General features: G+C 70.2%; 26 protein-coding genes. 16 read left to right on the top strand and 10 right to left on the bottom strand.

The window, feature by feature from the left end:
• Window positions 1–58: 58 nt before the first annotated feature.
• From ABZX65_RS34545 to ABZX65_RS34535, 3 genes are read right to left on the bottom strand one after another with little or no spacing between them, the layout of a single operon-like run.
• Window positions 59–778, bottom strand: coding sequence for an HAD family hydrolase (locus ABZX65_RS34545; protein WP_355349421.1), 720 nt, complete (start codon window positions 776–778; stop codon window positions 59–61).
• Window positions 779–800: 22 nt separating this feature from the next.
• Window positions 801–1616 carry a fumarylacetoacetate hydrolase family protein gene (locus ABZX65_RS34540; protein ID WP_355349418.1) on the bottom strand — a complete coding sequence of 272 codons (816 nt, stop codon included), beginning with the start codon at window positions 1614–1616 and terminating at the stop codon, window positions 801–803.
• Window positions 1617–1651: 35 nt separating this feature from the next.
• Window positions 1652–1855, bottom strand: a complete 204-nt coding sequence (locus ABZX65_RS34535; RefSeq protein WP_188284971.1) for a hypothetical protein — start codon at window positions 1853–1855, stop codon at window positions 1652–1654.
• Window positions 1856–2435: 580 nt separating this feature from the next.
• Between ABZX65_RS34535 and ABZX65_RS34530 the strand changes: the two genes are divergently transcribed.
• The 8 genes from ABZX65_RS34530 (at window position 2436) to ABZX65_RS34495 (ending at window position 13350) form a co-directional block, all read left to right on the top strand.
• Window positions 2436–6578: a nitrate- and nitrite sensing domain-containing protein gene (locus tag ABZX65_RS34530; protein ID WP_355349415.1), complete on the top strand. Its 4143-nt coding sequence runs from the start codon at window positions 2436–2438 to the stop codon at window positions 6576–6578.
• 9 nt (window positions 6579–6587) lie between these two features.
• Window positions 6588–7001 (top strand): roadblock/LC7 domain-containing protein, encoded by a 414-nt coding sequence (locus ABZX65_RS34525; protein ID WP_317452960.1) that lies wholly within the window; start codon window positions 6588–6590, stop codon window positions 6999–7001.
• Window positions 7002–7074: 73 nt separating this feature from the next.
• Window positions 7075–7482, top strand: a complete 408-nt coding sequence (locus ABZX65_RS34520) for a DUF742 domain-containing protein (RefSeq protein WP_093717892.1) — start codon at window positions 7075–7077, stop codon at window positions 7480–7482.
• A gap of 37 nt (window positions 7483–7519) precedes the next feature.
• Complete coding sequence (locus tag ABZX65_RS34515; protein WP_093717894.1) at window positions 7520–8071, top strand: ATP/GTP-binding protein; 552 nt, start codon at window positions 7520–7522, stop codon at window positions 8069–8071.
• A 489-nt stretch (window positions 8072–8560) separates the two neighbouring features.
• Window positions 8561–11674 carry a nitrate- and nitrite sensing domain-containing protein gene (locus ABZX65_RS34510; protein ID WP_355349410.1) on the top strand — a complete coding sequence of 1038 codons (3114 nt, stop codon included), beginning with the start codon at window positions 8561–8563 and terminating at the stop codon, window positions 11672–11674.
• A gap of 9 nt (window positions 11675–11683) precedes the next feature.
• Window positions 11684–12097, top strand: a complete 414-nt coding sequence (locus ABZX65_RS34505) for a roadblock/LC7 domain-containing protein (protein WP_033173109.1) — start codon at window positions 11684–11686, stop codon at window positions 12095–12097.
• Window positions 12098–12191: 94 nt separating this feature from the next.
• Window positions 12192–12770, top strand: a complete 579-nt coding sequence (locus ABZX65_RS34500) for a DUF742 domain-containing protein (RefSeq protein ID WP_355349406.1) — start codon at window positions 12192–12194, stop codon at window positions 12768–12770.
• Window positions 12751–13350: an ATP/GTP-binding protein gene (locus ABZX65_RS34495; protein ID WP_355349403.1), complete on the top strand. Its 600-nt coding sequence runs from the start codon at window positions 12751–12753 to the stop codon at window positions 13348–13350. Before ABZX65_RS34500 ends, ABZX65_RS34495 begins: the two co-directional genes overlap by 20 nt.
• Window positions 13351–13452: 102 nt before the next feature.
• On the opposite strand, the gene ABZX65_RS34490 is transcribed toward ABZX65_RS34495, so the two are convergent.
• From ABZX65_RS34490 to ABZX65_RS34475, 4 genes are all read right to left on the bottom strand, one after another.
• Complete coding sequence (locus ABZX65_RS34490; protein ID WP_355349400.1) at window positions 13453–13674, bottom strand: acyl-CoA carboxylase epsilon subunit; 222 nt, start codon at window positions 13672–13674, stop codon at window positions 13453–13455.
• A gap of 2 nt (window positions 13675–13676) precedes the next feature.
• Window positions 13677–15260 carry an acyl-CoA carboxylase subunit beta gene (locus tag ABZX65_RS34485; protein WP_355349397.1) on the bottom strand — a complete coding sequence of 528 codons (1584 nt, stop codon included), beginning with the start codon at window positions 15258–15260 and terminating at the stop codon, window positions 13677–13679.
• A 168-nt stretch (window positions 15261–15428) separates the two neighbouring features.
• Entirely contained in the window at window positions 15429–16298 is an 870-nt protein-coding gene (locus ABZX65_RS34480; protein ID WP_355349394.1) for a CoA ester lyase, read from the bottom strand.
• On the bottom strand, window positions 16295–17458 hold the full coding sequence (locus ABZX65_RS34475) for a CoA ester lyase (RefSeq protein WP_355349391.1): 1164 nt from the start codon (window positions 17456–17458) through the stop codon (window positions 16295–16297). Before ABZX65_RS34475 ends, ABZX65_RS34480 begins: the two co-directional genes overlap by 4 nt.
• A gap of 211 nt (window positions 17459–17669) precedes the next feature.
• On the opposite strand from ABZX65_RS34475, the gene ABZX65_RS34470 reads away from it, so the two are divergent.
• Both ABZX65_RS34470 and ABZX65_RS34465 read left to right on the top strand, forming a co-directional pair.
• Window positions 17670–17885, top strand: a complete 216-nt coding sequence (locus tag ABZX65_RS34470) for a type II toxin-antitoxin system VapB family antitoxin (RefSeq protein WP_355349388.1) — start codon at window positions 17670–17672, stop codon at window positions 17883–17885.
• Window positions 17882–18304, top strand: a complete 423-nt coding sequence (locus ABZX65_RS34465) for a PIN domain nuclease (RefSeq protein WP_355349385.1) — start codon at window positions 17882–17884, stop codon at window positions 18302–18304. The genes ABZX65_RS34470 and ABZX65_RS34465 overlap by 4 nt, the downstream gene beginning before the upstream one ends.
• Window positions 18305–18338: 34 nt before the next feature.
• Here ABZX65_RS34465 and ABZX65_RS34460 read toward each other — a convergent pair whose 3' ends face one another.
• Genes ABZX65_RS34460 through ABZX65_RS34450 form a run of 3 tightly spaced genes read right to left on the bottom strand, consistent with a single transcriptional unit; the run spans window position 18339 to window position 20217 of the window.
• Window positions 18339–19409 (bottom strand): hypothetical protein, encoded by a 1071-nt coding sequence (locus ABZX65_RS34460; protein ID WP_355349382.1) that lies wholly within the window; start codon window positions 19407–19409, stop codon window positions 18339–18341.
• A complete protein-coding gene (locus ABZX65_RS34455) occupies window positions 19406–19969 on the bottom strand; it encodes a sigma-70 family RNA polymerase sigma factor (protein ID WP_355349379.1) in 564 nt (187 codons plus the stop codon). The genes ABZX65_RS34460 and ABZX65_RS34455 overlap by 4 nt, the downstream gene beginning before the upstream one ends.
• The gene (locus tag ABZX65_RS34450) at window positions 19966–20217 is read right to left on the bottom strand and encodes a hypothetical protein (RefSeq protein ID WP_355349376.1); all 252 of its coding nucleotides are present in this window, start codon (window positions 20215–20217) and stop codon (window positions 19966–19968) included. Before ABZX65_RS34450 ends, ABZX65_RS34455 begins: the two co-directional genes overlap by 4 nt.
• A gap of 140 nt (window positions 20218–20357) precedes the next feature.
• Between ABZX65_RS34450 and ABZX65_RS34445 the strand changes: the two genes are divergently transcribed.
• From ABZX65_RS34445 to ABZX65_RS34420, 6 genes are all read left to right on the top strand, one after another.
• A complete protein-coding gene (locus ABZX65_RS34445; RefSeq protein ID WP_188284956.1) occupies window positions 20358–21182 on the top strand; it encodes a helix-turn-helix transcriptional regulator in 825 nt (274 codons plus the stop codon).
• The gene (locus tag ABZX65_RS34440; RefSeq protein ID WP_355349373.1) at window positions 21179–21517 is read left to right on the top strand and encodes a DUF397 domain-containing protein; all 339 of its coding nucleotides are present in this window, start codon (window positions 21179–21181) and stop codon (window positions 21515–21517) included. The genes ABZX65_RS34445 and ABZX65_RS34440 overlap by 4 nt, the downstream gene beginning before the upstream one ends.
• Window positions 21518–21595: 78 nt before the next feature.
• On the top strand, window positions 21596–22072 hold the full coding sequence (locus tag ABZX65_RS34435; protein ID WP_355349370.1) for an SRPBCC family protein: 477 nt from the start codon (window positions 21596–21598) through the stop codon (window positions 22070–22072).
• A gap of 82 nt (window positions 22073–22154) precedes the next feature.
• Window positions 22155–22733: an RDD family protein gene (locus ABZX65_RS34430; RefSeq protein WP_355349367.1), complete on the top strand. Its 579-nt coding sequence runs from the start codon at window positions 22155–22157 to the stop codon at window positions 22731–22733.
• A gap of 69 nt (window positions 22734–22802) precedes the next feature.
• Window positions 22803–23333: a hypothetical protein gene (locus ABZX65_RS34425; RefSeq protein ID WP_355349364.1), complete on the top strand. Its 531-nt coding sequence runs from the start codon at window positions 22803–22805 to the stop codon at window positions 23331–23333.
• A 147-nt stretch (window positions 23334–23480) separates the two neighbouring features.
• A partial coding sequence (locus ABZX65_RS34420) for a putative T7SS-secreted protein (protein WP_355349361.1) occupies window positions 23481–23977 on the top strand: 497 nt, incomplete at its 3' end.

Genomic DNA, 23977 nt, shown 5'->3' with positions numbered 1-23977 from the left:
CTTGGATCACGCCCCCCTGCCGGACCTTTCGGCCCTCTCGGGCGGCGCAGGAAGAACATTACCCGATGCGGGACACCGCTCCAAAACGAGTATCGCCGCGCAGCAGGTCAGCAAGCTCGGCGAGACCGGTGATGCGGGTGAGGTCGGGACGGGAGCCGAGGTCGTGGCGGTCCAGCCAGATGCCGACCAGGCCCGCGTCGGCCGCGCCGCGGGCGTCGATGTCCGGCTCGTTGCCCACGTACGCGACCTCGTGCGGCTCCAGGGACAGCGCCTCGCAGGCCGCGTGGAAGGCCGCGGCGGCGGGCTTGGCGACCCCCAGCTCCGCGGCGCACAGCAGTACCTCGAAGCGGTCCCGTACGCCCAGCGCGCGCAGCTTGCGGTCCTGTACGACGAAGGCGGAGTTGGACAGCACGGCGTGCCGGTAGTGGGGAGTGAGGCCGTCCAGGGCGGGTACGGCGTCGGGGAAGAGGGACCAGGCGGCCTCGTAGTGCGTGCGGTGGCGGTCGAACCACTCCTCGGCCTCCGCGTCCGTCAGCGGCAGCCCCAGGAAGTCGCGCACGCGGTCCCTGCGCTGCGCCTCGAAGTCGCACTCCCCCGCCGAGAACCGCGCCCAGTGGAGCTCGGTCAGCTCGGCCCAGCGCAGCACGGCGGCCTCCACGCTCCCGCACCCGTCCGGCAGTCCCTCGACGGCCAGATGGGCCCGCAGGCCGACGCGGTCGGCGCTCGCGTAGTCGAAGATCGTGTCGTCGATGTCCCAGAGAACCGCTCGTATCGGCATAACGCCCAGGGTACGAAGCGGGTCAGCTCCGCGCGACGACCTTGTTGGTCAGGGTGCCGATGCCCTCGACCGTCACGGAGACCTCGTCACCCGGCCGGATCGGGCCGACGCCCGCGGGGGTGCCGGTGAGCAGCACGTCACCGGGGAGCAGCGTCATCGCCTCGGTGATGTTGACGATCAGGTCCTCGATCGAGTTGATCATCTGCGCGGTGCGGCCCGCCTGGCGCAGCTCGCCGTTGACCGTCGCGGTGATGGCGAGGTCGGAGGGGTCGAGGTCGGTCTCGATCCAGGGGCCGAGCGGGCAGGAGGAGTCGAAGCCCTTGGCGCGCGCCCACTGCTTCTCGGTCCGCTGGGTGTCGCGGGCCGTCACGTCGTTGGCGCAGGTGTAGCCGAGGATGACGTCGCGGACCCGCTCGCGCGGCACCTCGCGGCACAACCGGCTGATGACGACGGCCAGTTCGGCCTCGTGGTGCACCTCCTGCGAGAAGGAGGGGTACACGATCGGGTCGCCGTGGCCGATCACGGAGGTGGAGGGCTTGAAGAAGGCCCAGGGCGCCGTCGGCACCTCGTGGCCCAACTCCTTCGCGTGGTCCGCGTAGTTGCGGCCGATGGCGACGACCTTGTTCGGCAGCACGGGCGGCAGCAGCCGCACCTTGTCGAGCGGGACCCGCGTACCGGACAGCTCGAAGTCCGCGAAGGGGATGCCCTTCATGATGTTGATGACGAGGCCGTCGTGGCCGGCTGTTCCGCCGTCGCCTTCGCCGCCGTCGGTGCCTTCGGCCGCTTCGACAGCCCCAAAGGCGACATTGCCGTCGATCGAGAACCTCGCGATACGCATGGGCCCAGCTTAGTGGCCGGGCCCATACGCGCCGATCAGGCGGTGGGCAGCTCGTGCAGGACGGTGCGGCGCGGGTTCGCGGTGACCTGCGGCAGGGGCTCGGCGACGGCCTGCTCGGCGGTCGTGGCGGCTTCGGTGTCCGACGCGGCGGGGACCCCGAGTTCAGCGGCGTCCTTGAGGTGCGCGAGGGTGGTGCGGCGCGGGTTCGCGATCGGACGGAACAGCATGGTGGTCTTCATCGGCCGTGTGGACCTCGGTGACTCGGGGCGCCCGCAGGGCGCGGGTTGACAGAAAACCGCGATGTGTAAAGCACCAGGCTAGTGCGGCCCTTTCCCGGAACAACGTGGCCCAGACATGCACCAGGCTGTGATTTTGCTCACTAAGTGAGTCGCAAAGCAGGCATTGCGCGCATCCGACCGGCAGACTCAAACCGGTCAAGTCCCACACAGTCGTACGATTCAGCTGTCATCGACCCGGCTGGGACAGCGAGTGACTCGTGCGAACAGGGGGGTGCTAGGTCCGGAATCCCCCGCTTTCACCACATCAAATGTCAACACTCAGTGCTTGGCCCGACGCGACGAGTAACGGATTCCAACAGGTCGGCTACGGCCCTTGTTGGGAGATCCAGCACTGTGCTGGAATTCCCCGGACCGCCGCATCACATCGAGCCGGCGCGCAGGGGGCGCGTTCGAGCACCGAGCGGTGGTGAAGGGCATCAATCGGCCTCCTCGCAACCCGGGGCGGCCTGAGCCCCCATGACTCGACACCGTCCTGTCCGCTTCATCGCGGGGGACGCCTGGTCCAGAGGTTGCGACGCTAGTGCAGGGACGTTTCAAGAGGGACAGCGGCGCTGCGGGCGACCCGGAGCAGCAGCCCGGCGGGACCGGCAACGGCCCGACACCGCAGCAGGCGGGTGACTCGGCGAGCACTGCGCCGGGCACGACGGCTGCCACCGGACGACCGAGCACGCCCAGCGGCATCGAGGCGGGCAAGATCACCGGTCTCGCGGGCAAGCCGGGGCCCCGAATAGCCATGCGCAACTGGCGCATCAGCACCAGACTCGTCTCCCTGCTCGCCCTCCCGGTGGTCACGGCCACCGTCCTGGGCGGCATGCGCATCAACAGCTCGCTGGACAACATCAACCAGCTCGAGCACATGAAGACGCTGACCGACATCACCGAGCACGCGACGCAGCTCGCCGCCGCGCTCCAGGAGGAACGGGACAGCTCGGCCGGACCGCTGTCGTCCGGCGACAAGACCAACGACGCGGTGGAGGCCTCCCGGCAGGCCACCGACCGCGAGTACAAGCAGTATCTGAACGCCAGCGACAACGTCTCCGAGCGCGACCCGGTCTTCTCCGGCGTCCGCGCCACCCTGCTGGCGATCGGCACGCAGCTCGCCAACCTGGCGGAGATCCGCGACGAGGCGTACACCTCGACCTCCACCATCTCGCAGACGGTCTCGCAGTACGACGACCTGGTGCAGTCCCTGCTCTCGCTGTCCCAGGACATGGCGCAGGCGACCAACAACCCCGAGATGATCCAGAGCACCCGCGCGCTGGCTGCCTTCTCCTCCGCCAAGGAGTACGAGTCGATCCAGCGCGCGGTGATCAGCGCCGCGCTGGCCACCGGCGGCAAGCTGAACGCCAACGACTACCAGTCGGTGAAGTACGGCGCCGCGAACGAGGACACCGCGCTCACCCGGTTCCAGAAGATCTACGGGCCCAAGAGCGCGGCGCTGCTGACCCCGATCGAGGGCGGCAACCTCACGATCAGCGCGCACGACACCACGCGCCAGCGCATCGCCGCCTCGCAGAACGCGATCACCAAGATCGACAGCTCGTACCTCGACTGGGACGACGCGGCCAAGACCAAGATCCAGGCGATGAGCCAGATCGAGCGGTCGCTGCTCAACGAGATGCAGCAGAAGGCCCTCAAGCTGCAGAGCGAGGCCAAGCAGTCCGCGCTGATCTCCGGCGCGATCATCCTGCTGGTCCTCGGCGTCGCCGTGGTCGGCGCCTTCATCGTGGCCCGCTCGATGATCCGGTCGCTGCGCAGGCTCCAGCAGACCGCCAACGACGTGGCCCAGAAGCGGCTGCCCGAGCTGGTCAAGCAGCTCTCCGAGACCGACCCGCAGGACGTCGACACCTCGGTCGAGTCGATCGGCATCAACAGCCGCGACGAGATCGGCCAGGTGGCGCGGGCCTTCGACGAGGTCCACAGCGAGGCCGTACGACTCGCCGCCGAGCAGGCCCTCCTGCGAGGGAACGTCAACGCGATGTTCACCAACCTCTCGCGCCGCAGCCAGGGCCTCATCCAGCGTCAGCTCTCGCTCATCTCCGAACTGGAGTCCCGCGAGGCCGACCCGGACCAGCTCTCCTCGCTCTTCAAGCTCGACCACCTCGCGACCCGCATGCGCCGCAACGGTGAGAATCTGCTGGTCCTCGCCGGTGAGGAGCCGGGCCGCCGGTGGACCCGCCCGGTCCCGCTGGTCGACGTGCTGCGCGCCGCCGCGTCCGAGGTGGAGCAGTACGAGCGGATCGAACTGACGTCGGTACCGTCGGCCGAGGTCACCGGCCGTATCGTCAACGACCTCGTCCACCTGCTCGCCGAGCTGCTGGAGAACGCGACGTCGTTCTCCTCGCCGCAGACCAAGGTGAAGGTCACCGGTCACTCGCTGCCGGACGGCCGGGTGCTGATCGAGATCCACGACACCGGTATCGGTCTGTCGCCCGAGGACCTCGCGGACATCAACGAGCGGCTGGCGAACCCGCCGACGGTGGACGTCTCCGTCTCCCGCCGCATGGGTCTGTTCGTGGTCGGCCGCCTGTCCCTGCGGCACGGCATCCGGATCCAGCTCCGCCCGTCCGACTCCGGCGGTACGACCGCGCTGGTCATGCTGCCCGTGGACGTCACGCAGGGCGGCCGTAACCCCAAGAACATCGGCCAGATGGGCGGCGGGCGCCCCGCGGGCGCTCCCCCGGCCGCCGCGGGCTCCGGCATCGCCGGCGCGTTCGGCAACTCGCCCAACTCCGCGCCGGTCAACCGGCCGCCGCAGCGCACCCCGGTCGCGGGCGGCCAGCAGCGTCCGGCGCTGAGCCCCGGAGCGGGCCGTCCCGGCGGTCCCCCGCAGCAGGGCGGCACGCCGCGCTGGGCGCAGGACCAGAACGGCGGCCAGCAGGGCTTCCCCGACGACCGCGGTCTCCAGGACACCCCGCGCGGCCACGAGGACGTCGAGGCGGCCTCCGCCTTCGACGCTCCCGGACAGGGCCCGCGCGGCGACTTCCAGCAGCCCGGTGGCGCCTTCGGCCGTCCCCCCGGCGGCGGTCAGGACTTCGGCCAGGGCGGTCAGGGCGGTCAGGGCGGTCAGCAGGGCGGCCAGAACTTCGGCGGCCGGCAGGGCGGTCAGCAAGGCGGTCAGCAAGGCGGCCAACAGAGCGGTCAGCAGCAGCCGGGCCAGTTCCCGCCGCCGCAGCCGCAGAGCACCGGCCCCTCCGGCTTCCGTTCCGACGTGTTCGGCGGTCGCTCGGGCCCCGCGCCGCGGCAGAACGGCCCCGCTGACACCGCGCAGTTCCCGCCGGTCCGCGACGACGACTTCGCACCGACCGGCCAGAGCAACCAGAACCAGGGCGGCCAGGGTCACGGCAACCAGGGCAACCAGGGCGGCGGTCGCGGCACCAGCGACACCGGGCAGTTCCCGGTGCAGGGCGGCCCCAACCCGGGCCTGCCGCAGCGCGGCGCCCGCAGCCCCGAAGAGACGTACAGCACGGGTCAGTTCGCGATGCCCGGCCAGCCGCAGGGCGGCCAGGGCCAGGGCGGTCCCGGCGACACGGCGCAGTTCCCGGCCGTGCAGGCCGACGGCACCGGCGAGTTCCGGATGCCCGGCCAGCAGCCGCAGGCCCGTCCGGGCCAGGGCGGTCAGCAGGGACAGGGCGGTCAGCCCGGTCAGCAGCAGGGCTTCCCCGGCAACAACCAGTACCAGGGCCCGCCCCCCAGCGGCCCGCGCCCCGACGCCTTCCCCGGCCAGGGTCTGCCGCAGCGCGGCGGCCCCCAGCAGGGCAACGGCGGCCAGGGCTACGACCAGAACCAGCAGCAGTACCAGGACCCGTACGGGACCGGGCAGTTCCCCGTGCAGCCGCAGCAGCCGCAGCAGGGCAACACCGGTCAGTACCCGGTCCAGCAGCCGATGCAGAGCCCGCAGCAGCCCCAGGCGCCGCAGCCTCAGCAGCAGCCCCAGCAGCCCCAGCAGCCCGCCGAGCCGATGGCGCTGCCCCCGGCCCCGACCCGCGGGGACGAGCCGACGCCGATCTTCTCGTCGATCGAGTCGGACTGGTTCCGCACCGGTCAGGCCGAGCGGATGCAGCAGATCCACGTGGAGCAGAGCGCGCGCGGCCAGGAGGCCCCGCCGGTCCGCCCGGTGGGCCGTACGGCTCCGCCCGCGGCCCCGCAGCGGTTCCGCCCGCAGCGCCCCGGCACGACGGCGCCCGGTGTCGCCAATGGCAACGGCAATGGAAACGGCAACGGCGGGAACGGCAACGGGAACGGCGTCCAGCGCCCCGGCGGCGGTCAGCAGCAGCCCGTACAGGCGCCGCCCGCCTCCGTGCCCGCTTCGGCGCAGTACCAGGGCCAGGCGCCCGCCGCTCCGGTGGCGCAGCCGCTGCCCAGGGAGACCCCGAACTGGCGGACCTCGCCCAACGACGCGCTGCGTCAGCGGGCCGAGCAGATCCGCGAACCTTCGGCCGGCGGGGTCACTCCGTCGGGGCTGCCGCGCCGGGTGCCGAGGGCCAACCTCGTCGCCGGTGGCGCGGCGCCGCAGCAAGCGCCGCAGGGCGGCCCGCAGATCTCGCGGGCGCCCGACGACGTACGCGGACGTCTGACCAACCTCCGCCGTGGTATCCAGCAGGGCCGCGAGGCCGGGGGCAACACCGACGGCCGTGGTTTCGGTACGAATCAGGAGCGTTAGTTGAGTGCGATGAGCCAGGCGGCACAGAACCTGAACTGGTTGATCACCAACTTCGTGGACAACACCCCCGGGGTGTCCCACACGGTGGTGGTCTCCGCCGACGGCCTGCTGCTCGCGATGTCCGACGGATTCCCCCGCGACCGCGCCGACCAGCTCGCCGCCGTCGCCTCCGGGCTGACCTCCCTCACGGCCGGGGCGTCCCGGATCTTCGAGGGCGGCGCGGTCAACCAGACCGTGGTGGAGATGGAGCGCGGCTTCCTCTTCATCATGTCGGTCTCCGAGGGTTCCTCCATCGCCGTGCTGGCGCACCCCGAGTGCGACATCGGCCTGGTCGGCTACGAAATGGCCCTGCTCGTCGACCGAGCGGGCACCGTCCTCACCCCGGATCTCCGTGCAGAGCTCCAGGGCAGCCTCATGCACTGAACCATCCGTCTCCCCCCATGTTTTTCCGTACTTCCCGCACCGCGACAGCACTGCCCGGACACGGAGGACCCTCATGACCCCGCCACCCGCTTCGCCGGGCCCGTACGGCGCGTCCCACCACGCGCCGTACGGGGTGGAAGGCGATCAGCCGCTGGTTCGGCCGTACGCCATGACAGGTGGCCGCACTCGGCCCCGCTACCAGCTCGCCATCGAGGCGCTGGTCAGCACGACCGCCGACCCGGGGCAGTACGCGGGGCTGCTGCCGGAACACCAGCGGATCTGCCATCTCACGCGCGAGATCAAGTCGGTCGCGGAGATCTCCGCTCTGCTCGCCATCCCGCTCGGTGTGGCCAGGATTCTTGTGGCCGACCTCGCCGAGGCCGGCATGGTCGCCATCCATCAGCCGGGCAGCGGCGAGGCGGGCGGCCAGCCTGATGTGACACTGCTTGAGAGGGTGCTCAGTGGACTTCGGAAGCTCTAGGCCGCAGCCGCAGCCGGCGTACGGCGCGCAGCAATCGGTGCGGTCCACCACGTCTGCGAAGATCGTGGTGGCGGGTGGCTTCGGTGTCGGCAAGACCACGTTCGTGGGTGCCGTGTCGGAGATCAACCCGCTGCGCACCGAGGCCGTGATGACCTCGGCCTCGGCCGGGATCGACGACCTGAGCCACGTCCAGGACAAGACCACCACCACGGTGGCCATGGACTTCGGCCGTATCACCCTGGACGACGACCTGATCCTGTACCTGTTCGGGACGCCCGGCCAGGACCGTTTCTGGTTCATGTGGGACGACCTGGTGCGCGGTGCGATCGGCGCCGTGGTGCTGGTGGACACCCGCAGGCTCGCGGACTGTTTCCCGGCCGTCGACTACTTCGAGAACAGCGGCCTGCCGTTCGTCATCGCCCTCAACGGCTTCGACGGACACCAGCCGTACCGTCCGGAGGAGGTGCGCGAGGCCCTCCAGATCGGGCCCGAGGCACCGATCATCACGACCGACGCCCGCCATCGCGGCGAGGCGAAGAGCGCGCTGATCACGCTGGTCGAGCACGCGCTGCTTGCCCGGCTGAAGTAGCGGGCAGGCTCGGAAGAAGGCTCAACAGACAGGCGCCAGCGGCGAGTTGCTGGTGAAAACAAGCCACGGGGACCGGCTGTGTCAGGAGACACGGCCGGTCCCCGTCTTCATAACATTTCGAGAGAGTTTCGGCGGGCGTCGAACACGGCTCGCGCTCAGCCGGTGTCGCAGCGCGTACATCTGTCATATGGTTTGACGGGGGATTTTACTTATGCCCGTTTTATCTTCGCCGTTACTGTGCCGCGTCCCATATGCCGGACGTTTGGCTGGGGCCTACATGACGTGCTGGAATTCGCAGAACCCGAGAGTAGTAACGGCCTTCGTTCGTGCCGTCGCCGAGAGGTTGTTGGTCCAGTGAGGAACACGAGGCGAGCAGAAGCGGGCCCTGCTCAGGGTCCGCGGGGGAACTTCACGCCGCCCCAACGTCCCGGGGGCGCACCCGCCATCTCGGCTCCCGAGCCGCCGGACGACCCGGGCACCCGGCTGAGCATGCGCAACTGGCGGGTCGCGACCCGCCTCAACGTCATCCTGCTGATCCCGGTCCTGGTCGCCCTCGTCTTCGGCGGCTTCCGGGTCAAGAGCTCGGTCGACACCTGGAGCCAGGCCGACGACGCCGTACGTACCGCGAATCTGGTACGCGCCGCCACGACCTACAGTCACGCACTGATCAACGAACGTGATGTCACCGCGGTTCCGCTGCTGGCGGGAAAACGTGACGATCCGGCGGTCTCCACCGCCCGCGCCGCCACCGACGAGGCGGCCCGCGAATTCGACGCCGCCGCGGCCAAGATGCCGAACGAGGCCGGGCTCAAGCGCCGGATGGCCAACTTCAGGACCGTCGAGCCGCAGCTCGCCACGCTCCGCAAGGTCGCGTACACCCGTCAGCTCTCCGGGGTGCAGACCGAGGAGTTCTACGTCAAGATCCAGCACCCGCTGTTGGAACTGGACAATGAGCTGGGTTACGGCACCAGCAATGTCACCGCCTACGGCCGCACCCTCTACGCGGTGTCACTGGCCAAGGCCGCCGAGTCCCTGACCAGGTCGATCGGCACACACATCCTGGTGCAGAAGCCGGTCTCCGACAAGGAGCTGGCCCTCCAGAAGACCGCGCTGGGCTCGTACCAGTACCTCCAGGGCATCTCGGTCGCGGAGTACAACGGCAGCGGTACGGCCGCGGACGTGCAGCGGCTGAAGGACGCGCAGGCCGCCGCGGAGAAGAAGGGCACCGACCTGATCGGCGAGGCGCAGCGCAAGGCGGAGGCCGCGCACACGGCGTTCGTCGTACCGCCGGACCTGCCGAAGATGGTCACCGAGATCGCCACGCCGGGGAAGACCGTCGCGCAGCTGCGCGCCGAGGGCATCACGCCCGAGTCGTACTTCGCCGCCTCCACGCTCTCCTTCGACGCTTACCACACGGTCGAGAACTCGCTGGCCGACCAGGCCGCCGCCGACGCCTCGACGATCGCGTCGAACGCCAAGCGGGACGCGATCGTGAACTCCGCGATCGTGATCGTGGCGCTGATCCTGGCCTTCATCGTGGCGGGCATGATGGCCCGCTCGATGAGCCGGGCGATGCGGCGGCTGCGCGGCGCGGCCTTCGAGATCGCCGAGACGCGGCTGCCGTCGATGGTCGACCAGCTCTCGCGGACCGACCCGGGCCGGGTGGACACCACCGTGGCGCCGATCCCGATCAACAGCCAGGACGAGATCGGCGAGGTCGCGCGCGCCTTCGACCAGGTGCACCGCGAGGCCGTGCGGCTCGCCGCGGAGCAGGCGCTGCTGCGGGGCAACGTCAACGCGATCTTCACCAACCTCTCGCAGCGCAACCAGGGCCTCATCCAGCGCCAGCTCACCCTGATCACCGAGCTGGAGAACAACGAGGCCGACCCCGACCAGCTCGAGCACCTCTTCCAGATGGACCACCTCGCCACCCGCATGCGCCGCAACGGCGAGAATCTGCTGGTCCTCGCGGGTGAGGAGCCGGGCCGGCAGTGGAATCAGCCGATTCCGCTGGTCGACGTGCTCCGCGCCGCCGCGTCCGAGGTGGAGGCGTACGACCGTATAGAGCTGGTCGGCATCCCGGAGACGGACATCCACGGCAGCGCCGTGACCGACCTGGTGCACCTGCTGGCCGAGCTGCTGGAGAACGCGACGACGTTCTCCTCGCCGCAGACCAAGGTGCGGGTGACCGCGACCCGGCTGCCGGACGGCCGGGTGATGGTGGAGATCCACGACAAGGGCATCGGCCTGACCGCCGAGGACTTCGCCGACATCAACCACAAGCTGGCCGACCCGCCGACGGTCGATGTCGAGATCGCCAAGCGGATGGGCCTGTTCGTGGTCGGGCGGCTGTCCGACCGGCACGGCATCCGGGTGCAGCTCAGGCCGTCGGGCGAGCAGGCGGGTACGACCTCGCTGGTGATGCTGCCCGAGCCGATCACCCACGGCGGTGGCGGCGAGGCCCTGCTGCCGGAGGACGACGAGCGCGACTTCACCGTCTCGCGGATCGTGCCCGAGCAGTCGGTGCAGGACGTCGGCCACATGCCGACCGCGGCCGAGCTGGGCTTCGACGACTCGCGTTACGAGACCGCCGACGGTACGGCGGCGCCGACGCTCGACCCGGTGGGCCGGTCGCTGGTCCGCGAGGAGCGCCGCGCCCAGCTCGAAGCGGCCACGTCGGACCGCCAGGGCGACGAGCCCGGCTTCCCGGAGCAGAACGGTTTCCCCGGACAGGGCGGCTACCCGGAGCAGGCGGAGCAGAACGGCTACCCGGAGCAGGGCCGGCAGGCGCAGCCCGCGTACGACCCGAGCTTCGACCCCGGCTATCAGCAGCAGACCTACGAGCAGGGCTTCCAGTCCGGTTACGAGCAGCAGGGCTACCAGCGGAACGGTTTCCCCGAGAGCGCGCGGGCCTTCGACGACGGCGCGGTGCCGGGGTACGGCCAGGGCGCTCAGCAGGGCTATGACCAGGGCGTCCCGCAGGGCTTCGACCAGGGCTTCGACCAGGGCTTCGTTCAGCCCTACGACCCCGCGTACGGCCAGAGCTTCCAGCCGGAGTTCACCGGTTACCAGGCCCCGTCGCAGGAGTGGCCGGTTCCGGAGCCCCCGCAGGAGCCCGAGCCGCGGGCGGACGTAACGGAATCCGCTCCGCCGCTCCCCCAGCGGCCGTCCGAGAGCGTAGGCTCCCCTTCGCTGACGGACGCGGGTTTGCCGCGCCGTGACCGCCAGCGGCCGGAACCACCTCAGGAACAGCCTGCCCAGGAGGCTCCAGAGCCCCGGCAGCACCGGGAACCGGAGCCGACGACCGAATGGCGGTCGACGAATGACGAGAACTGGCACCGGGCCGAGCAGGTCCGCGAGCCCAAGGCGGGCGGGGTCACCCCCTCGGGCCTGCCCCGACGGGTGCCCAAGGCCAATCTGGTCCCGGGTACCGCGGCGCAGACCCCGCAGGGCGGCCCACAGGTCTCCCGCGCCCCCGAGGACGTACGCGGCAGGTTGAGTAACCTGCGGCGTGGCGTCCAGAAGGGACGCACTGCTGGAACTGATACGAACGGACAGGCCACCGAGCACCCATTCGGCGGCCCCCAGAACCAGGAGCGCTAGTTGAGTCCGATGAGCCAGGCGGCACAGAACCTGAACTGGTTGATCACCAACTTCGTGGACAACACCCCCGGGGTGTCCCACACGGTGGTGGTCTCCGCCGACGGCCTGCTGCTCGCGATGTCCGACGGATTCCCCCGCGACCGCGCCGACCAGCTCGCCGCCGTCGCCTCCGGGCTGACGTCGCTCACCGCCGGAGCCTCCCGCATCTTCGAGGGCGGCTCCGTCAACCAGACCGTGGTGGAGATGGAGCGCGGCTTCCTCTTCATCATGTCCGTCTCCGACGGATCCTCGCTGGCCGTACTGGCGCACCCCGAGTGCGACATCGGCCTGGTCGGCTACGAAATGGCCCTGCTCGTCGACCGAGCGGGCACCGTCCTCACCCCGGACCTGCGGGCCGAGCTTCAGGGCAGCCTGCTCAACTAGCTCGAACAGCGTCAACAAAGCGAAGGGCAGCGGTCGTCCGAGTACCAGCCGGGTACTCGGACGGGGGATCGCAGCCGTATCAGGAGGAGGACTCGTGAGCACGTCCCCCGGTGGAGACCCGTACGGCAGCCAGCATCAGCCGCCCCTCAACCCCTACAACTTCCCCTCGGCGCCCTCTGCGGAGCCCGAGCCGCAGTACCGGCAACCGCGTATCCAGCCCTACGCGCCGCCGCAGGGCCCCCGCCACGGCGGCGGCAGCGGCGGTCACGGGGGCGGCGGCAGTTACGGGAACGGCGGTGGGAGCGGCGGCGCGAGCAAGCGGCCCCCCGCCCCTTCCGGGCTCGTCCGCCCTTACGCGATGACCGGCGGCCGTACCAGGCCGCGTTACCAGCTCGCCATAGAGGCGCTGGTCAGTACCACCGCCGACCCCGAGCGACTGCGTGGGCAGTTGCCGGAACACCAGCGGATCTGCCTGCTCTGCCGGGAGATCAAGTCGATCGCGGAGATCTCCGCTCTGCTGACGATTCCGCTCGGTGTGGTCCGGATTCTCGTGGCCGACCTGGCTGAGGCCGGACTGGTCCAGATCCACCAGCCCGGCGGCGACGAGTCCTCGGGCGGACAGCCAGCCGTGACATTGCTTGAAAGGGTGCTCAGTGGACTTCGGAAGCTCTAGCGGGGGCTCCAGCGGGGGCGATACGGTCCGCCGGTCGACCACGTCTGCGAAGATCGTGGTGGCCGGCGGGTTCGGCGTGGGCAAGACCACGTTCGTCGGGGCCGTGTCGGAGATCAATCCGTTGCGCACCGAAGCAGTGATGACGTCCGCGTCGGCCGGGATCGACGATCTGACGCACGCGCCGGACAAGACCACGACGACCGTGGCGATGGACTTCGGCCGCATCACGCTCGACGAGGATCTGATCCTCTATCTGTTCGGGACGCCGGGGCAGGACCGTTTCTGGTTCATGTGGGACGACCTCGTGCGCGGCGCGATCGGTGCGATCGTGCTGGTCGACACGCGGCGCCTGGCGGACTGCTTCCCGGCCGTCGACTACTTCGAGAACAGCGGCCTGCCGTTCGTCATCGCCCTCAACGGCTTCGACGGACACCAGCCGTACGGTCCCGAGGAGGTCCGCGAGGCCCTCCAGATCGGGCCCGAGGCCCCCATCATCACGACGGACGCGCGCAACCGCGGCGACGCCAAGAGCGCGCTCATCACGCTGGTCGAGCACGCCCTGATGGCGCGGCTGCGGTAGGCGCCGGGTCCCCTCTCCCGTAACGGCTTCGGGCCCCACCGCTTGCGCGGTGGGGCCCGAAGCCGTCGTGGGTCGCGCCGGGCGGCCCGTGGAAGGTGCGGCTCAGCCCTGCCAGGAGTGCGGGGCGCGGAAGCCGGGGGTGCGCTCCAGGCGGCGCCAGCCGGCCGTGGAGCGGCGCTTGGGGGTGTCGGCGGCCTCGGGGGCGTCACCGGCGGCGGCACGCGCCAGCAGGATGGCGGTGAGCGCGGCCAGCTCCTCAGGAGCGGCGTGCCCCTTCTCGACGCGCACGAGGGAATCGGCGGGAGTGCTCAAGGTGGTCTCCATGACTACTGGGGCGGGTTGCCGTGCTTGCGCGACGGCAGGTCCGCGTGCTTGGTGCGGAGCATCGCCAGCGAGCTGATCAGCACCGCGCGGGTGTCCGCGGGGTCGATCACGTCGTCGACGAGGCCGCGCTCGGCCGCGTAGTACGGGTGCATCAGCTCGGACTTGTACTCCTTGACCATGCGCGTCCGCATCGCCTCGGGGTCGTCGGCCTCCGCGATCTGGCGGCGGAAGATGACGTTGGCGGCGCCTTCCGCTCCCATCACCGCGATCTCGTTGGTGGGCCAGGCGTAGGTCAGGTCGGCGCCGATGGACTGTGAGTCCATGACGATGTACGCGCCGCCGTACGCCTTGCGCAGGATGATCGAGATGCGCGGCACGGTGGCGTTGCAGTACGCGTACAGCAGCTTCGCGCCGTGCCGGATGATGCCGCCGTGCTCCTGGGAGACGCCGGGCAGGAAGCCCGGCACGTCCAGCAGCGTGACCAGCGGGATGTTGAAGGCGTCGCACATCTGGACGAAGCGGGCGGCCTTCTCGGACGCCTCGATGTCCAGCACACCGGCCAGCGACATCGGCTGGTTGGCGATGATGCCGACCACCTGGCCGTCGAGCCGGGACAGCGCGCAGATGATGTTGGTCGCCCAGCGCTCGTGGATCTCCAGGAACTCGCCCTCGTCGACGATCTCCTCGATGACCTTGCGCATGTCGTAGCCGCGGCTGCCGTCGGCCGGCACCAGGTCGAGCAGGACGTCGCCGCGCCGGTCGGCCGGGTCGTGGCTCTCGACGGCGGGCGGGTTCTCGCGGTTGTTCTGCGGGAGCAGCGAGAGCAGGTAGCGCACCTCTTCGAGGCAGGTCTGCTCGTCGTCGTACGCGAAGTGCGAGACGCCGGAGACCTCGGAGTGGACGTCGGCGCCGCCGAGTCCGTTCTGCGTGATCTTCTCGCCGGTCACGGCCTGGACGACGTCGGGACCGGTGATGAACATCTGCGAGGTCTCGCGGACCATGAACACGAAGTCCGTGAGCGCCGGGCTGTACGCCGCGCCGCCCGCGCACGGGCCGAGCATCACCGAGATCTGCGGGATCACGCCCGACGCCTTGGTGTTGCGCTGGAAGATGCCGCCGTATCCGGCGAGCGCCGAGACGCCCTCCTGGATGCGGGCTCCGGCACCGTCGTTGAGGGAGATCAGGGGCGCGCCGGCCGAGATGGCCATGTCCATGATCTTGTGGATCTTGGTGGCGTGCGCTTCGCCGAGCGCGCCGCCGAAGATCCGGAAGTCGTGGGCGTAGACGAAGACCGTACGGCCGTGGACGGTGCCCCAGCCGGTGATGACGCCGTCGGTGTAGGGCCGCTTGGCTTCGAGACCGAAGCCGACCGCACGGTGCCGCCGCAGCGGTTCCACCTCGCGGAAGCTGTCCTCGTCGAGCAGCAGATCGATCCGCTCGCGGGCGGTGAGCTTGCCCTTGGCCTTCTGGGCCTCGGTCGCCCGCTCGCTCGGCCCGCGACGGACCTGCTCGCGGATGGCGAGCAGATCGGCTACGCGACCGCGGGCGTCGTTCACGTCCGCAGGCACCTCTTGCGATGTGGTCATGCCTCGACAGTACGAGCGGGAACCGAATAACGGGCCATCTACTTCGTACAGTGTCCGTCCGCACTTCATGGTGGATCCCAACAGAAGCGCATGCGGGCGGGGCCCCGCCGCCGGTCGGCCGGGCCCCGCTTCTTGTCGCTTTTTGCCCGTCCTTGACGGGCATTCGGGTCAGCGTCCGGCGACGGCCTCGGCCAGGGCGAGGACCCTGCGGGCCTCTTCCACGTGCAGATTCTCGATCATCCTGCCGTCCACGGTGACCACGCCTCGCCCCTGTGACGTGGCCTCTTCGAAGGCTTCGACGATCCGGCGGGACCTGTCGATCTCCTCCTGCGCGGGGGCGAAGATCCGGTTGCACGGTTCGAGCTGCGTGGGGTGGATCAGCGTTTTGCCGTCGAAGCCGAGCTGCCTGGCTTGTCGGGTCTCGGCTTCGAAGCCGGGCAGATCACGTACGTCGTTGTAGACACCGTCCAAGACGGCCTTGCCGCTGGCGCGGGCCGCGAGCAGGGCGAGCGACAGACCGGTGAGCAGCGGGGCCCTGCCCGGTACGTGCTCGGCGCGCAGTTCCTTGGCGAGGTCGTTGGTGCCCATGACGAGGACGGTGAGCCGCGGGGAGGCCGCCGCGATGGCCGCGGCGGCGAAGACGGCCCGCGGGGTCTCGATCATCGCCCAGATCGCGGTGCGGTCCGGGGCCCCGGCCCTCACCAGGGCCTCCTCGACCTCCCGTACGGTCTCCGGGGAGTCGACCTTCGGTACGACGACGGCGTCCGGGGCCGCTTCCGCCGCGGCCTTCACGTCGTCGGCGTGCCAGGGGGTGCCGGGCGCGTTGACCCGGACGGTCACCTCGCGGTAGCCGTACTCGCCGCTCGCCGCGGCCTCGGCGACGCGCTTGCGGGCGTCGGCCTTGGCGTCGGGGGCGACGGAGTCCTCCAGGTCGAGGATGAGGGCGTCGGTGGGGAGGGTCTTGGCCTTCTCCAGGGCGCGGTCGTTGGCGCCGGGCATGTAGAGGACGGAGCGGCGGGGGGTGATCCGGTCGTTCATCGGGTGTCCTCCTTCTCGGCCTGCTCGGCCTTCTCCACTTGCTCGGCCTTCTCCGCCTTCTCCGCCTTCTCCGCCTTCTCCGCCTTCTCCGCCTTCTCCGCCTTCTCCGCCTTCTCCGCCGCCGCGTAGGCGTCGGCCAGCTCCGGGTCGCGGGCGGCGAGGGCGTCCGCCAGTTCCGACACCACCAGGCACTGCTTGTACGTGGCGTCGTCCTGCATCTTGCCGTCGATCATCACCGCGCCCGTACCGTCGCCCATGGCGTCGATCACCCGGCGCGCCCAGGCCACGTCCTCGGGGGCGGGCGAGAAGACCCGCTTGGCGACCGCGATCTGCACCGGGTGCAGCGACCACGCGCCGACGCACCCGAGCAGGAAGGCGTTGCGGAACTGGTCCTCGCAGGCCGTCACGTCCTGGATGTCCCCGAAGGGCCCGTAGTACGGCAGAATCCCGTGCGCGGCGCAGGCATCGACCATTCGGGCGATCGTGTAGTGCCACAGGTCCTGCTGGTACGTCGCCCGGGGCGCGCCGTCGCCCTTCGGGTCCTCCCGCACCAGGTAGCCGGGGTGTCCCCCGCCGACCCTGGTGGTCTTCATCCGGCGGCTCGCGGCGAGGTCGGCCGGCCCGAGCGACAGCCCCTGCATCCGGGGGCTCGCGCCCGCGATCTCCTCCACATTGGCCACGCCGGTCGCCGTCTCCAGGATCGCGTGCACCAGGATCGGCCGTTCGACGTGTGCCTTGGCCTCGAGCTGCGCCAGCAGCCGGTCCACGTAGTGGATGTCCGCCGCGCCCTCCACCTTCGGCACCATGATGACGTCGAGGCGGTCGCCGATCTCCGTCACCAGCGTCAGCAGGTCGTCCAGCGCCCACGGCGAGTCCAGGCTGTTGATCCGCGTCCACAACTGCGTGTCGCCGAAGTCGTTCGCCTTCGCGACCGCCACCAGGCCCTCGCGCGCCGCCACCTTGCGGTCCGCCTGTACGGCGTCCTCCAGATTCCCCAGCAGCACGTCGACCTGCGGCGCCAGCGTCGGCACCTTCGCCGCCATCTTCTCGTTGCCGGGATCAAAGAAGTGGATCATCCGCGAGGGCCGGAACGGCACCTCCCGCACGGGGGCCGGTGCCCCCACGGCCAACGGCCGAAAGAAGTCCTTCGCCGAGCGCATGCCATCTCCCGTTTCATCGATCGAGGGTGGGGAGCCTACGTCTGTGCCCGCACGTATGAGCCCGCCCGCGCCCATCCGTACGCCGCTCACCTTATGACCGCGCCCCTCTCCGGGTTACCCGACAGTACGTGTGCCGTTCGTCACCGGCCCGTTTTCGATATCGGGCGAGATATACTCGACACCTAAGTTGATATCACCGGAGGTGCATCATATGAGCCGGACCGTGATCGACCTGGACGACGAACTGCTCGCCGATGTGGCCCAGGCCCTTGGCACGGGCACGAAGAGAGAGACCGTCAACACAGCCCTGCGTGAGGTTTTGGAGAACCGGAGACGAGCGCTCGCCCTCACGCGTTTGCGTGCCCAAGCCGCCAACGGGGCCTTTGACTTGGAGATCTTCGAGGACAAGACGAACTACCGCCGGTGAGCGCGGCGCAGTTTCTGATCGACACCAGCGCCCTCGCACGGATCATGCGCGCCGACGCGGAGCAGTTCGGCTGGGACCAAGCGGCAGCGGCCGGTCTGATCGCCACCTGCCCGATCACCGAGTTGGAGTTCTTCTACAGCGCACGGTCGGCCGCCGACCGTGCGCAAGCCAGCGCGGACATGCGCATGCTGTTCGGCTGGGTGCCCGTGGACGACCGCGCGTACGACCGCGCCTGGCAAGTGCAGGGCCTCCTCACGGAACGCGGAGAGCACCGCAGCGCCGGCGCCGTGGACTTGGTGGTCGCCGCCACAGCGGAACTGCAGGGCCTCACCCTCCTGCACCGCGACCGCGACTTCGAGTGCGTCGCGGCCGTTACCGGCCAGGCACTCCAGTGGTACGGGCCTCCGGCCGGGAAGTAGTCGCCCCCAGGGCAAGCCGGGCTCTGGGGGCCTCCTACGGGTCCACGGAGTCGGAGACGGTGGCCGAGTCGCCTCGGACGACGTAGATGGCGCTGCCCGGCGGGGACTCGTCCGAGCGGGAACGGAGGTCGGCGAGGTCGAAGCCGGGGGGCCAGCGGGTGCCGGTCTCGGTCCAGCGGACGGCGGTGAGGTCGGCACCGCGCAGGTCGACCGAGGTGAGGTCGGTGACGGTGAAGTCGTCCAGGAGCAGGGCGAGACCTCGGTCGTCGCGGGTGGGCAGGCGGTCGGCGAACTGGCGCCATACTCGGTCGATCCGCACGGCGCCGAGGACGTGGGTGGCATGCTCCGCGAGGGACTGGTCGAGGCCGGGGGCGTCGGCGATCTCGTACGCCAGGTCCGCGAGTCGGGCGAGGTCGTCGTCGCCGTACAGTGGGCCGCGCTCGCTGGTGTAGGCGAGCGACCGTCCGAGTTCCCGGGCCTGCTGGAGCAGCCACGCGACGCTGGGGTCGGCGCCCAGACGGTCGTGCGGAACCCCGTCCGGGTCCAGCACGCGGGTCTGGGCCAGTTTGAGGACGAGGGCAAGCTTCTTGTGCCCCACCACAGCAAGTTCGCAGCCGAATTCGAGCACACCCACGAGCAGATCGACGCAGTCGAGGGTGCGTCCCCGGTGGTCGCCCGCCTCGTCCGCGAGGCGTTGCGCCAGGGCAAGGGCCCGCGTGCCCGCAGCGATCTGCGGCTGGCTCCGCACTTCCATGCGCCCGACGGCCGGGGTCAGCTGGGAACCCGAACCGAGCACGCCGTCGGAGAGGAGGCCGACGTTCGCCATCGCCTCCACGAGGTTCGGACTCCTGGGCGGGGCGTACTTCGTGGTCGGGGCGGGTGGCGGCGGCGCGCCGGGAATCCGGTCCGGGTCCGGCGCGGGGAGTACGGACGCGAGGCCCGCGTCGACGTCGAGGGGCACGTCCTGCGTGAGAGCCGCGTGGCGGGACTGGAGCAGCACCTCGGACAGACCCGCCTCGATGTCGAGGACGCCGTCGAGGTCCCCGGCGAGCGAGCGGGCGTGCTCGGCGAGCAGCCACTCGTCGTGGTGGTGTTCAGCCGTCACCGGTCGTCCTCCTCGGCGAGGAGACGCACGGCGGCGCGCCGCGCCTTCTTCAGACTGGCGCGTACGGCCTCGGGAGTCATCGACAGTTGCTCGGCGATCTCGGCGGGCGCGTACCCGTCCAACGTCCAGGCCAGGATCTGCCGTTGGCGCGGCGGAAGACTCCGGAGCAGGGCGAGCGTCACATGCCGCTCCTCCCAGTCGGCGTACGCGTCCGGACGCGGCAGCAGCGAGGTGGGTTCCGGCACCTCGTCCACCGGGTCCTCGCGGACCGCCGCCGTCTTGCGGGCGAGCGCGCGGGCGGCGACGGTGCGGACGTACGCGCGCGGAGTGCGGACCGTGGTCCAGTAGCGGTGGACCTGGATCATCGCCTCCTGCGCCATGTCGGCCGCGACGGCCAGCGCGGCCCCGTGGTGCAGCAGAAAGACGACGAGGCCGCGTATCTCGGCGCGGTAGAAGTCCGAGAACTCCTCGTCCACGGTGCCGCGTACGCGCTCGGGGGCGCCGGTCTCCCCCGGTAAGCGCTGTGCCGACGCGGTGGTCGGCGGTTCATGGTCGGTCACGTGCTCTCATCGTCCCTTCGGCCCGCCGCGCGGCTGATCGTCAGGTGGAGCCGGTGGCCGCCACCGCGTGCGTCGTCCAGTTCCAGCCGGTCCCCCGCCCCGAGGCCGTTGACGGCCTCGGCGAGATACGCGGCGCGCGCGTGCTCGTAACGCGCCCGCCAGCGCAGCCGCAGCCAATACCCCAGCAGCGCGCACCCCTTGGCCGTGAGAACCGAGAGAACGGTGACGGCAAGCGTGGCCCGGTCCATGGTGTCCCTCCCCGAGGGGCCGTGGATTTCGGCCCGCTACAGAAGAAGAGGCGCGGGACCGTACCCCGCGTGAACCCGTACAACCGGACTGTACGAGCCGGACGAGGGTGGCGCGGGTTTGGGACGGAAATAGAGATCGCATGCCCTACGGAAAGCGACCACGAAAAAACTCAGCGTGGCGCGTCATCGGCGCCACGGTCGGCCAGTTCAGGCGTGCGAGCGGTATGTCGCAGCAGCGGCTCGCCGACGAGGTGAACCTCAGCCTGGACCAGATCGCATCGATCGAGCAGGGCCGCAGACCGCTCGGCCTGCGGCTGGCCCGCCAGCTCGACCAGTTGCTCCGCACGAGCCAGACGCTGGAGGTGGCCGTCGCCGAAGTCCCGCAGGCGGAGCGGTATCCGCTGTTCGCGCAGGACTACATGGAGGAGGAGCCGCTGGCGCTGAGCCTGATGTCGTACGAGAACCAGGTCGTGCCGGGCCTGCTCCAAACCGAGGGTTACGCGCGAGCCGTGTTCGGCAACCTGTACCCGCCGCTGAGCCCCGACGAGCTTGAGGAGAAGGTCGCCGACCGAGTGACCCGGCAGAGCATCTTCGATCGCTTGCCCTGGCCGCCGATGATGACATTCGTCCTGGAGGAGTCCATCCTGCGGCGGCCGATCGGCGGCCGCAGGGAGTTGCACCGCCAGATCGCACACCTGCGGGAGCTGGCCCAACTCCCCTTTCTGAACATCCAGATCATGCCAACCGACCGTGAGCATCACGCGGGGCTCGCAGGTCCGATGGTGCTGCTGGAAACGCCCGCTCACGAGCACTTGGCATACCTGGAAGGTCAACACGTGAGCGTCCTGGTCGATGATCCAGATGATGTCGCTCTGCTCCAACAGAAATATGGGATGCTGCGTTCACAGGCCCTCACGCCCGAGGAGAGCATGAGCCTGATGGACGATCTGCTAGGAGACCGATGAACCGCGCAGCACGGCCAAGCCCCTCCCCCGACCTCGTCTGGGTCAAGTCCAGCTTCAGCAGTGATGCGGGCGGGAACTGCGTCGAATTCGCCTACGACTGGCGCAAGTCCTCGTACAGCGGCAGCGAGGGCGGTAACTGCGTCGAGGTCGCGTGCGACTGGCACAAGTCCTCACACAGCACCGGCGAAGGCGGCAACTGCGTCGAGGTCGCCGCGCATCCGCAGGCGATTCACATCCGCGACTCGAAGGACCCCGAGGGCCCGGCGCTCACCGTCACGCCCGCCGCGTGGTCGGCGTTCGTGACGTTCGCCGCCGCGCAGCAGCCCGCGCTCTGACGTATCGGGCGACACGTCCGACGGATCGCCCGCACGGCGTGAGTGCGGGCGCCGCCGTTGCGGTCCTAGACTCGGCTCATGGGTAGGACCGACCGCGCCAGCCGGGTGATCGCGGCACCACCGGCGACCATCTACGGCGCCCTCATCGACCGCGACTCCCTCGAAGCCTGGCTGCCGCCTGAGGGTATGCGCGGCCGGATCGAGCACTGGGACCCCCGCCCCGGCGGCGGCTTCCGTATGGTGCTCACGTATCTCGACGCGGCCGACAGCCCGGGCAAGTCCTCGGACGCGACGGACGTCGTCACGGTCGCCTTCACGCAATTGGTCCCGCACCGCCGCGTCGTCCAGCAGGCCGTCTTCGAGGCGGACGACCCTCTGTACGCGGGCACCATGACGATGACCTGGTCTCTCACGCCCACCGACGACGCCGGCGACGCCACCGAGGTCGCCGTCACCGCCACCGACGTACCGCCCGGTATCGACCAGGCCGACCACGAAACCGGCATCGCCTCCTCGCTCGCCAACCTCGCCACGTACGTCGAACCGATCGGCTGACCGGCCCCGGCCGGGCGAGTGGTACGCAATCGTTGCAGGTAGAGGGTTGTCTCCTGCCGGTAGGCCCTGTGTACTCGGCGGCATGAGTGACAGACAGCCACCTCCATACGACGGCGACAACGGCGGACAGTCCGGCCCCTGGGAGCACAACCCGCAGGGGCAGCAACAGCCCAACCCCTATGGCCAGCCCGGCCCTTACGGGCAGGGACCCATACCGTCCTACCCCGGCGGCGGCCAGCCTGACGTCGCGAACTACGGTCAACAGCCGACCGGAATGCCCCCGTTGGCCAACTGGGGGGCGCGGGCGGGTTCGTATCTCATCGACGCGCTCATCCTCGGTGTCCCGTACGCGATCCTGCGCTTCGGCATCGGCGGCACGGCCGGGGCCCTGCTGGGCGCGGTCGTCGCCCTGGCCGGTTCGATCTACTTCTCCTACATGGAGGGTACGACCGGGCAGACGCCGGGCAAGAAGGTCGTGGGCACCCGCACGCTGCGCGAGGCGGACGGCCAGGTCCTCGGCTTCGGTCTGGCCTTCGGCCGGCGCCTGCTGCACATCCTGGACGCTCTGCCCTGCTACCTCGGCTTCCTGTGGCCCGCCTGGGACGCCAAGAAGCAGACCTTCGCGGACAAGATCGTCCACTCCGTCGTCATCAAGCCCTGACCCGCACCCTGTTGTCCGTGTGCCCCGGCCCTGCCGCCGGGGCGCCCGGACACGGATAGGCCCGCCTCCATGGACTGGGACCGCGAACGTCCCTGGCGCGACAACATATGGGTCCGCCTCGCGCCCGCCGTGCTCTACGTCGCCGTGTGCCTGTTCTGGCTGCCCGCCCCCACCGTCCCGCTCGTCGGCGGCATGGCCGGCGGCTTGGTGTTTGCGTGGCGAGACCTGAGAAGCCGGCGGCACATCGCCTCAGAGACCGGGCTCACCCCCCGGCAGGTCGCCGTGGCCGCCCGCCTCATGCGCAAGGAGGTCATCCCCTCCGACCCCGCGGCCCGCCACGCCATGACCCTCCTCCTGCACCGCCAACGCCGGGCAGCCCGTACCACCCGCCGCCTGGCGCTCGCCCTCGCCACCCTCTTCGGCGCCCTGGGCGCCGCCGTGCTCCTGTGGGGCCCCACCGCCAAGGACCTCGCCGCCATCTACCTGGCCCTCGCCGCCCTCCTTCTCCTCACCACCCTCCCCTCCACCCGCCGCACCACCCACCGCCTGGCCCGCACCGAAGCCCACCTCACCCCGCCCCCTCCCCTGCTGGAGCAGTGATCCGCAGGCCGCGACCACCTGTTCCGGTCATCGGGAACCCCGCCGCAGTTCCCACACGTCACTCATGACCGAGGTGAAACAATGCCCCGGAGCTGACGGGGACCACGGGGGTGCTGGGGCATGGCAGGGCGTCCGACGGATTGGGATGTGCTGGATCTGGACCGGGATCCGGTGCCGGGTGATCCGTTCGAGGTGAAGGAACTCGCGCGGAAGCTGGGGGATTTCGCCGATGATGTCGCCTCGGCGCTGCGGTCGGTGCGGGGTCTGAGCGGTGACACCGTGGTGCAGGAGTGGGCGGGGCTGTCGGGTGACGCGTACCGGCGGCAGTTCGGGGATCTGCCGGGTGAGCTGGACAAGCTGGAGCGGTCCTATCGTCTGGCGTCGGGTGCCCTGGATGATTACTGGCCGAAGCTGGAGACCGCGCAGGGTGACGCGGACCGGGCGCTGGCGCAGGGGCGCACCGCCCGCCAGGAACTGGACACTGCGCAAAGCCAGTTGACGAACGCTGATGCGTGGGTGAAGCGGGCGCAGGACAAGTCGACGTCGTATCAGGAGGACCCGAAGCCGGACGTGCCGCCGCCGTCGGCGGAGGAGGTGCGGGCGGCGGCCCGTAATGCCACGGACGCTAACAGCGCCCACACCAC

The sequence above is a fragment of the Streptomyces sp. NPDC003300 genome (assembly GCF_040610915.1).
In the GTDB taxonomy this organism is placed as follows: domain Bacteria; phylum Actinomycetota; class Actinomycetes; order Streptomycetales; family Streptomycetaceae; genus Actinacidiphila.
Note: the sequence above shows the minus strand (reverse complement) of the source record. Positions and strands in the feature narration are given on the sequence as shown.

What these genes read in the sequence shown, in the direction of transcription:
- ABZX65_RS34545 (WP_355349421.1), bottom strand. Translation starts at nt 778, where the DNA reads ATGCCGATACGAGCGGTTCTCTGGGACATCGACGACACGATCTTCGAC.
- ABZX65_RS34540 (WP_355349418.1), bottom strand. Translation starts at nt 1,616, where the DNA reads ATGCGTATCGCGAGGTTCTCGATCGACGGCAATGTCGCCTTTGGGGCT.
- ABZX65_RS34535 (WP_188284971.1), bottom strand. Translation starts at nt 1,855, where the DNA reads ATGAAGACCACCATGCTGTTCCGTCCGATCGCGAACCCGCGCCGCACC.
- ABZX65_RS34525 (WP_317452960.1), top strand. Translation starts at nt 6,588, where the DNA reads ATGAGCCAGGCGGCACAGAACCTGAACTGGTTGATCACCAACTTCGTG.
- ABZX65_RS34520 (WP_093717892.1), top strand. Translation starts at nt 7,075, where the DNA reads ATGACCCCGCCACCCGCTTCGCCGGGCCCGTACGGCGCGTCCCACCAC.
- ABZX65_RS34510 (WP_355349410.1), top strand. Translation starts at nt 8,561, where the DNA reads ATGCGCAACTGGCGGGTCGCGACCCGCCTCAACGTCATCCTGCTGATC.
- ABZX65_RS34505 (WP_033173109.1), top strand. Translation starts at nt 11,684, where the DNA reads ATGAGCCAGGCGGCACAGAACCTGAACTGGTTGATCACCAACTTCGTG.
- ABZX65_RS34490 (WP_355349400.1), bottom strand. Translation starts at nt 13,674, where the DNA reads ATGGAGACCACCTTGAGCACTCCCGCCGATTCCCTCGTGCGCGTCGAG.
- ABZX65_RS34485 (WP_355349397.1), bottom strand. Translation starts at nt 15,260, where the DNA reads ATGACCACATCGCAAGAGGTGCCTGCGGACGTGAACGACGCCCGCGGT.
- ABZX65_RS34480 (WP_355349394.1), bottom strand. Translation starts at nt 16,298, where the DNA reads ATGAACGACCGGATCACCCCCCGCCGCTCCGTCCTCTACATGCCCGGC.
- ABZX65_RS34475 (WP_355349391.1), bottom strand. Translation starts at nt 17,458, where the DNA reads ATGCGCTCGGCGAAGGACTTCTTTCGGCCGTTGGCCGTGGGGGCACCG.
- ABZX65_RS34470 (WP_355349388.1), top strand. Translation starts at nt 17,670, where the DNA reads ATGAGCCGGACCGTGATCGACCTGGACGACGAACTGCTCGCCGATGTG.
- ABZX65_RS34450 (WP_355349376.1), bottom strand. Translation starts at nt 20,217, where the DNA reads ATGGACCGGGCCACGCTTGCCGTCACCGTTCTCTCGGTTCTCACGGCC.
- ABZX65_RS34445 (WP_188284956.1), top strand. Translation starts at nt 20,358, where the DNA reads ATGCCCTACGGAAAGCGACCACGAAAAAACTCAGCGTGGCGCGTCATC.
- ABZX65_RS34440 (WP_355349373.1), top strand. Translation starts at nt 21,179, where the DNA reads ATGAACCGCGCAGCACGGCCAAGCCCCTCCCCCGACCTCGTCTGGGTC.
- ABZX65_RS34435 (WP_355349370.1), top strand. Translation starts at nt 21,596, where the DNA reads ATGGGTAGGACCGACCGCGCCAGCCGGGTGATCGCGGCACCACCGGCG.
- ABZX65_RS34430 (WP_355349367.1), top strand. Translation starts at nt 22,155, where the DNA reads ATGAGTGACAGACAGCCACCTCCATACGACGGCGACAACGGCGGACAG.
- ABZX65_RS34425 (WP_355349364.1), top strand. Translation starts at nt 22,803, where the DNA reads ATGGACTGGGACCGCGAACGTCCCTGGCGCGACAACATATGGGTCCGC.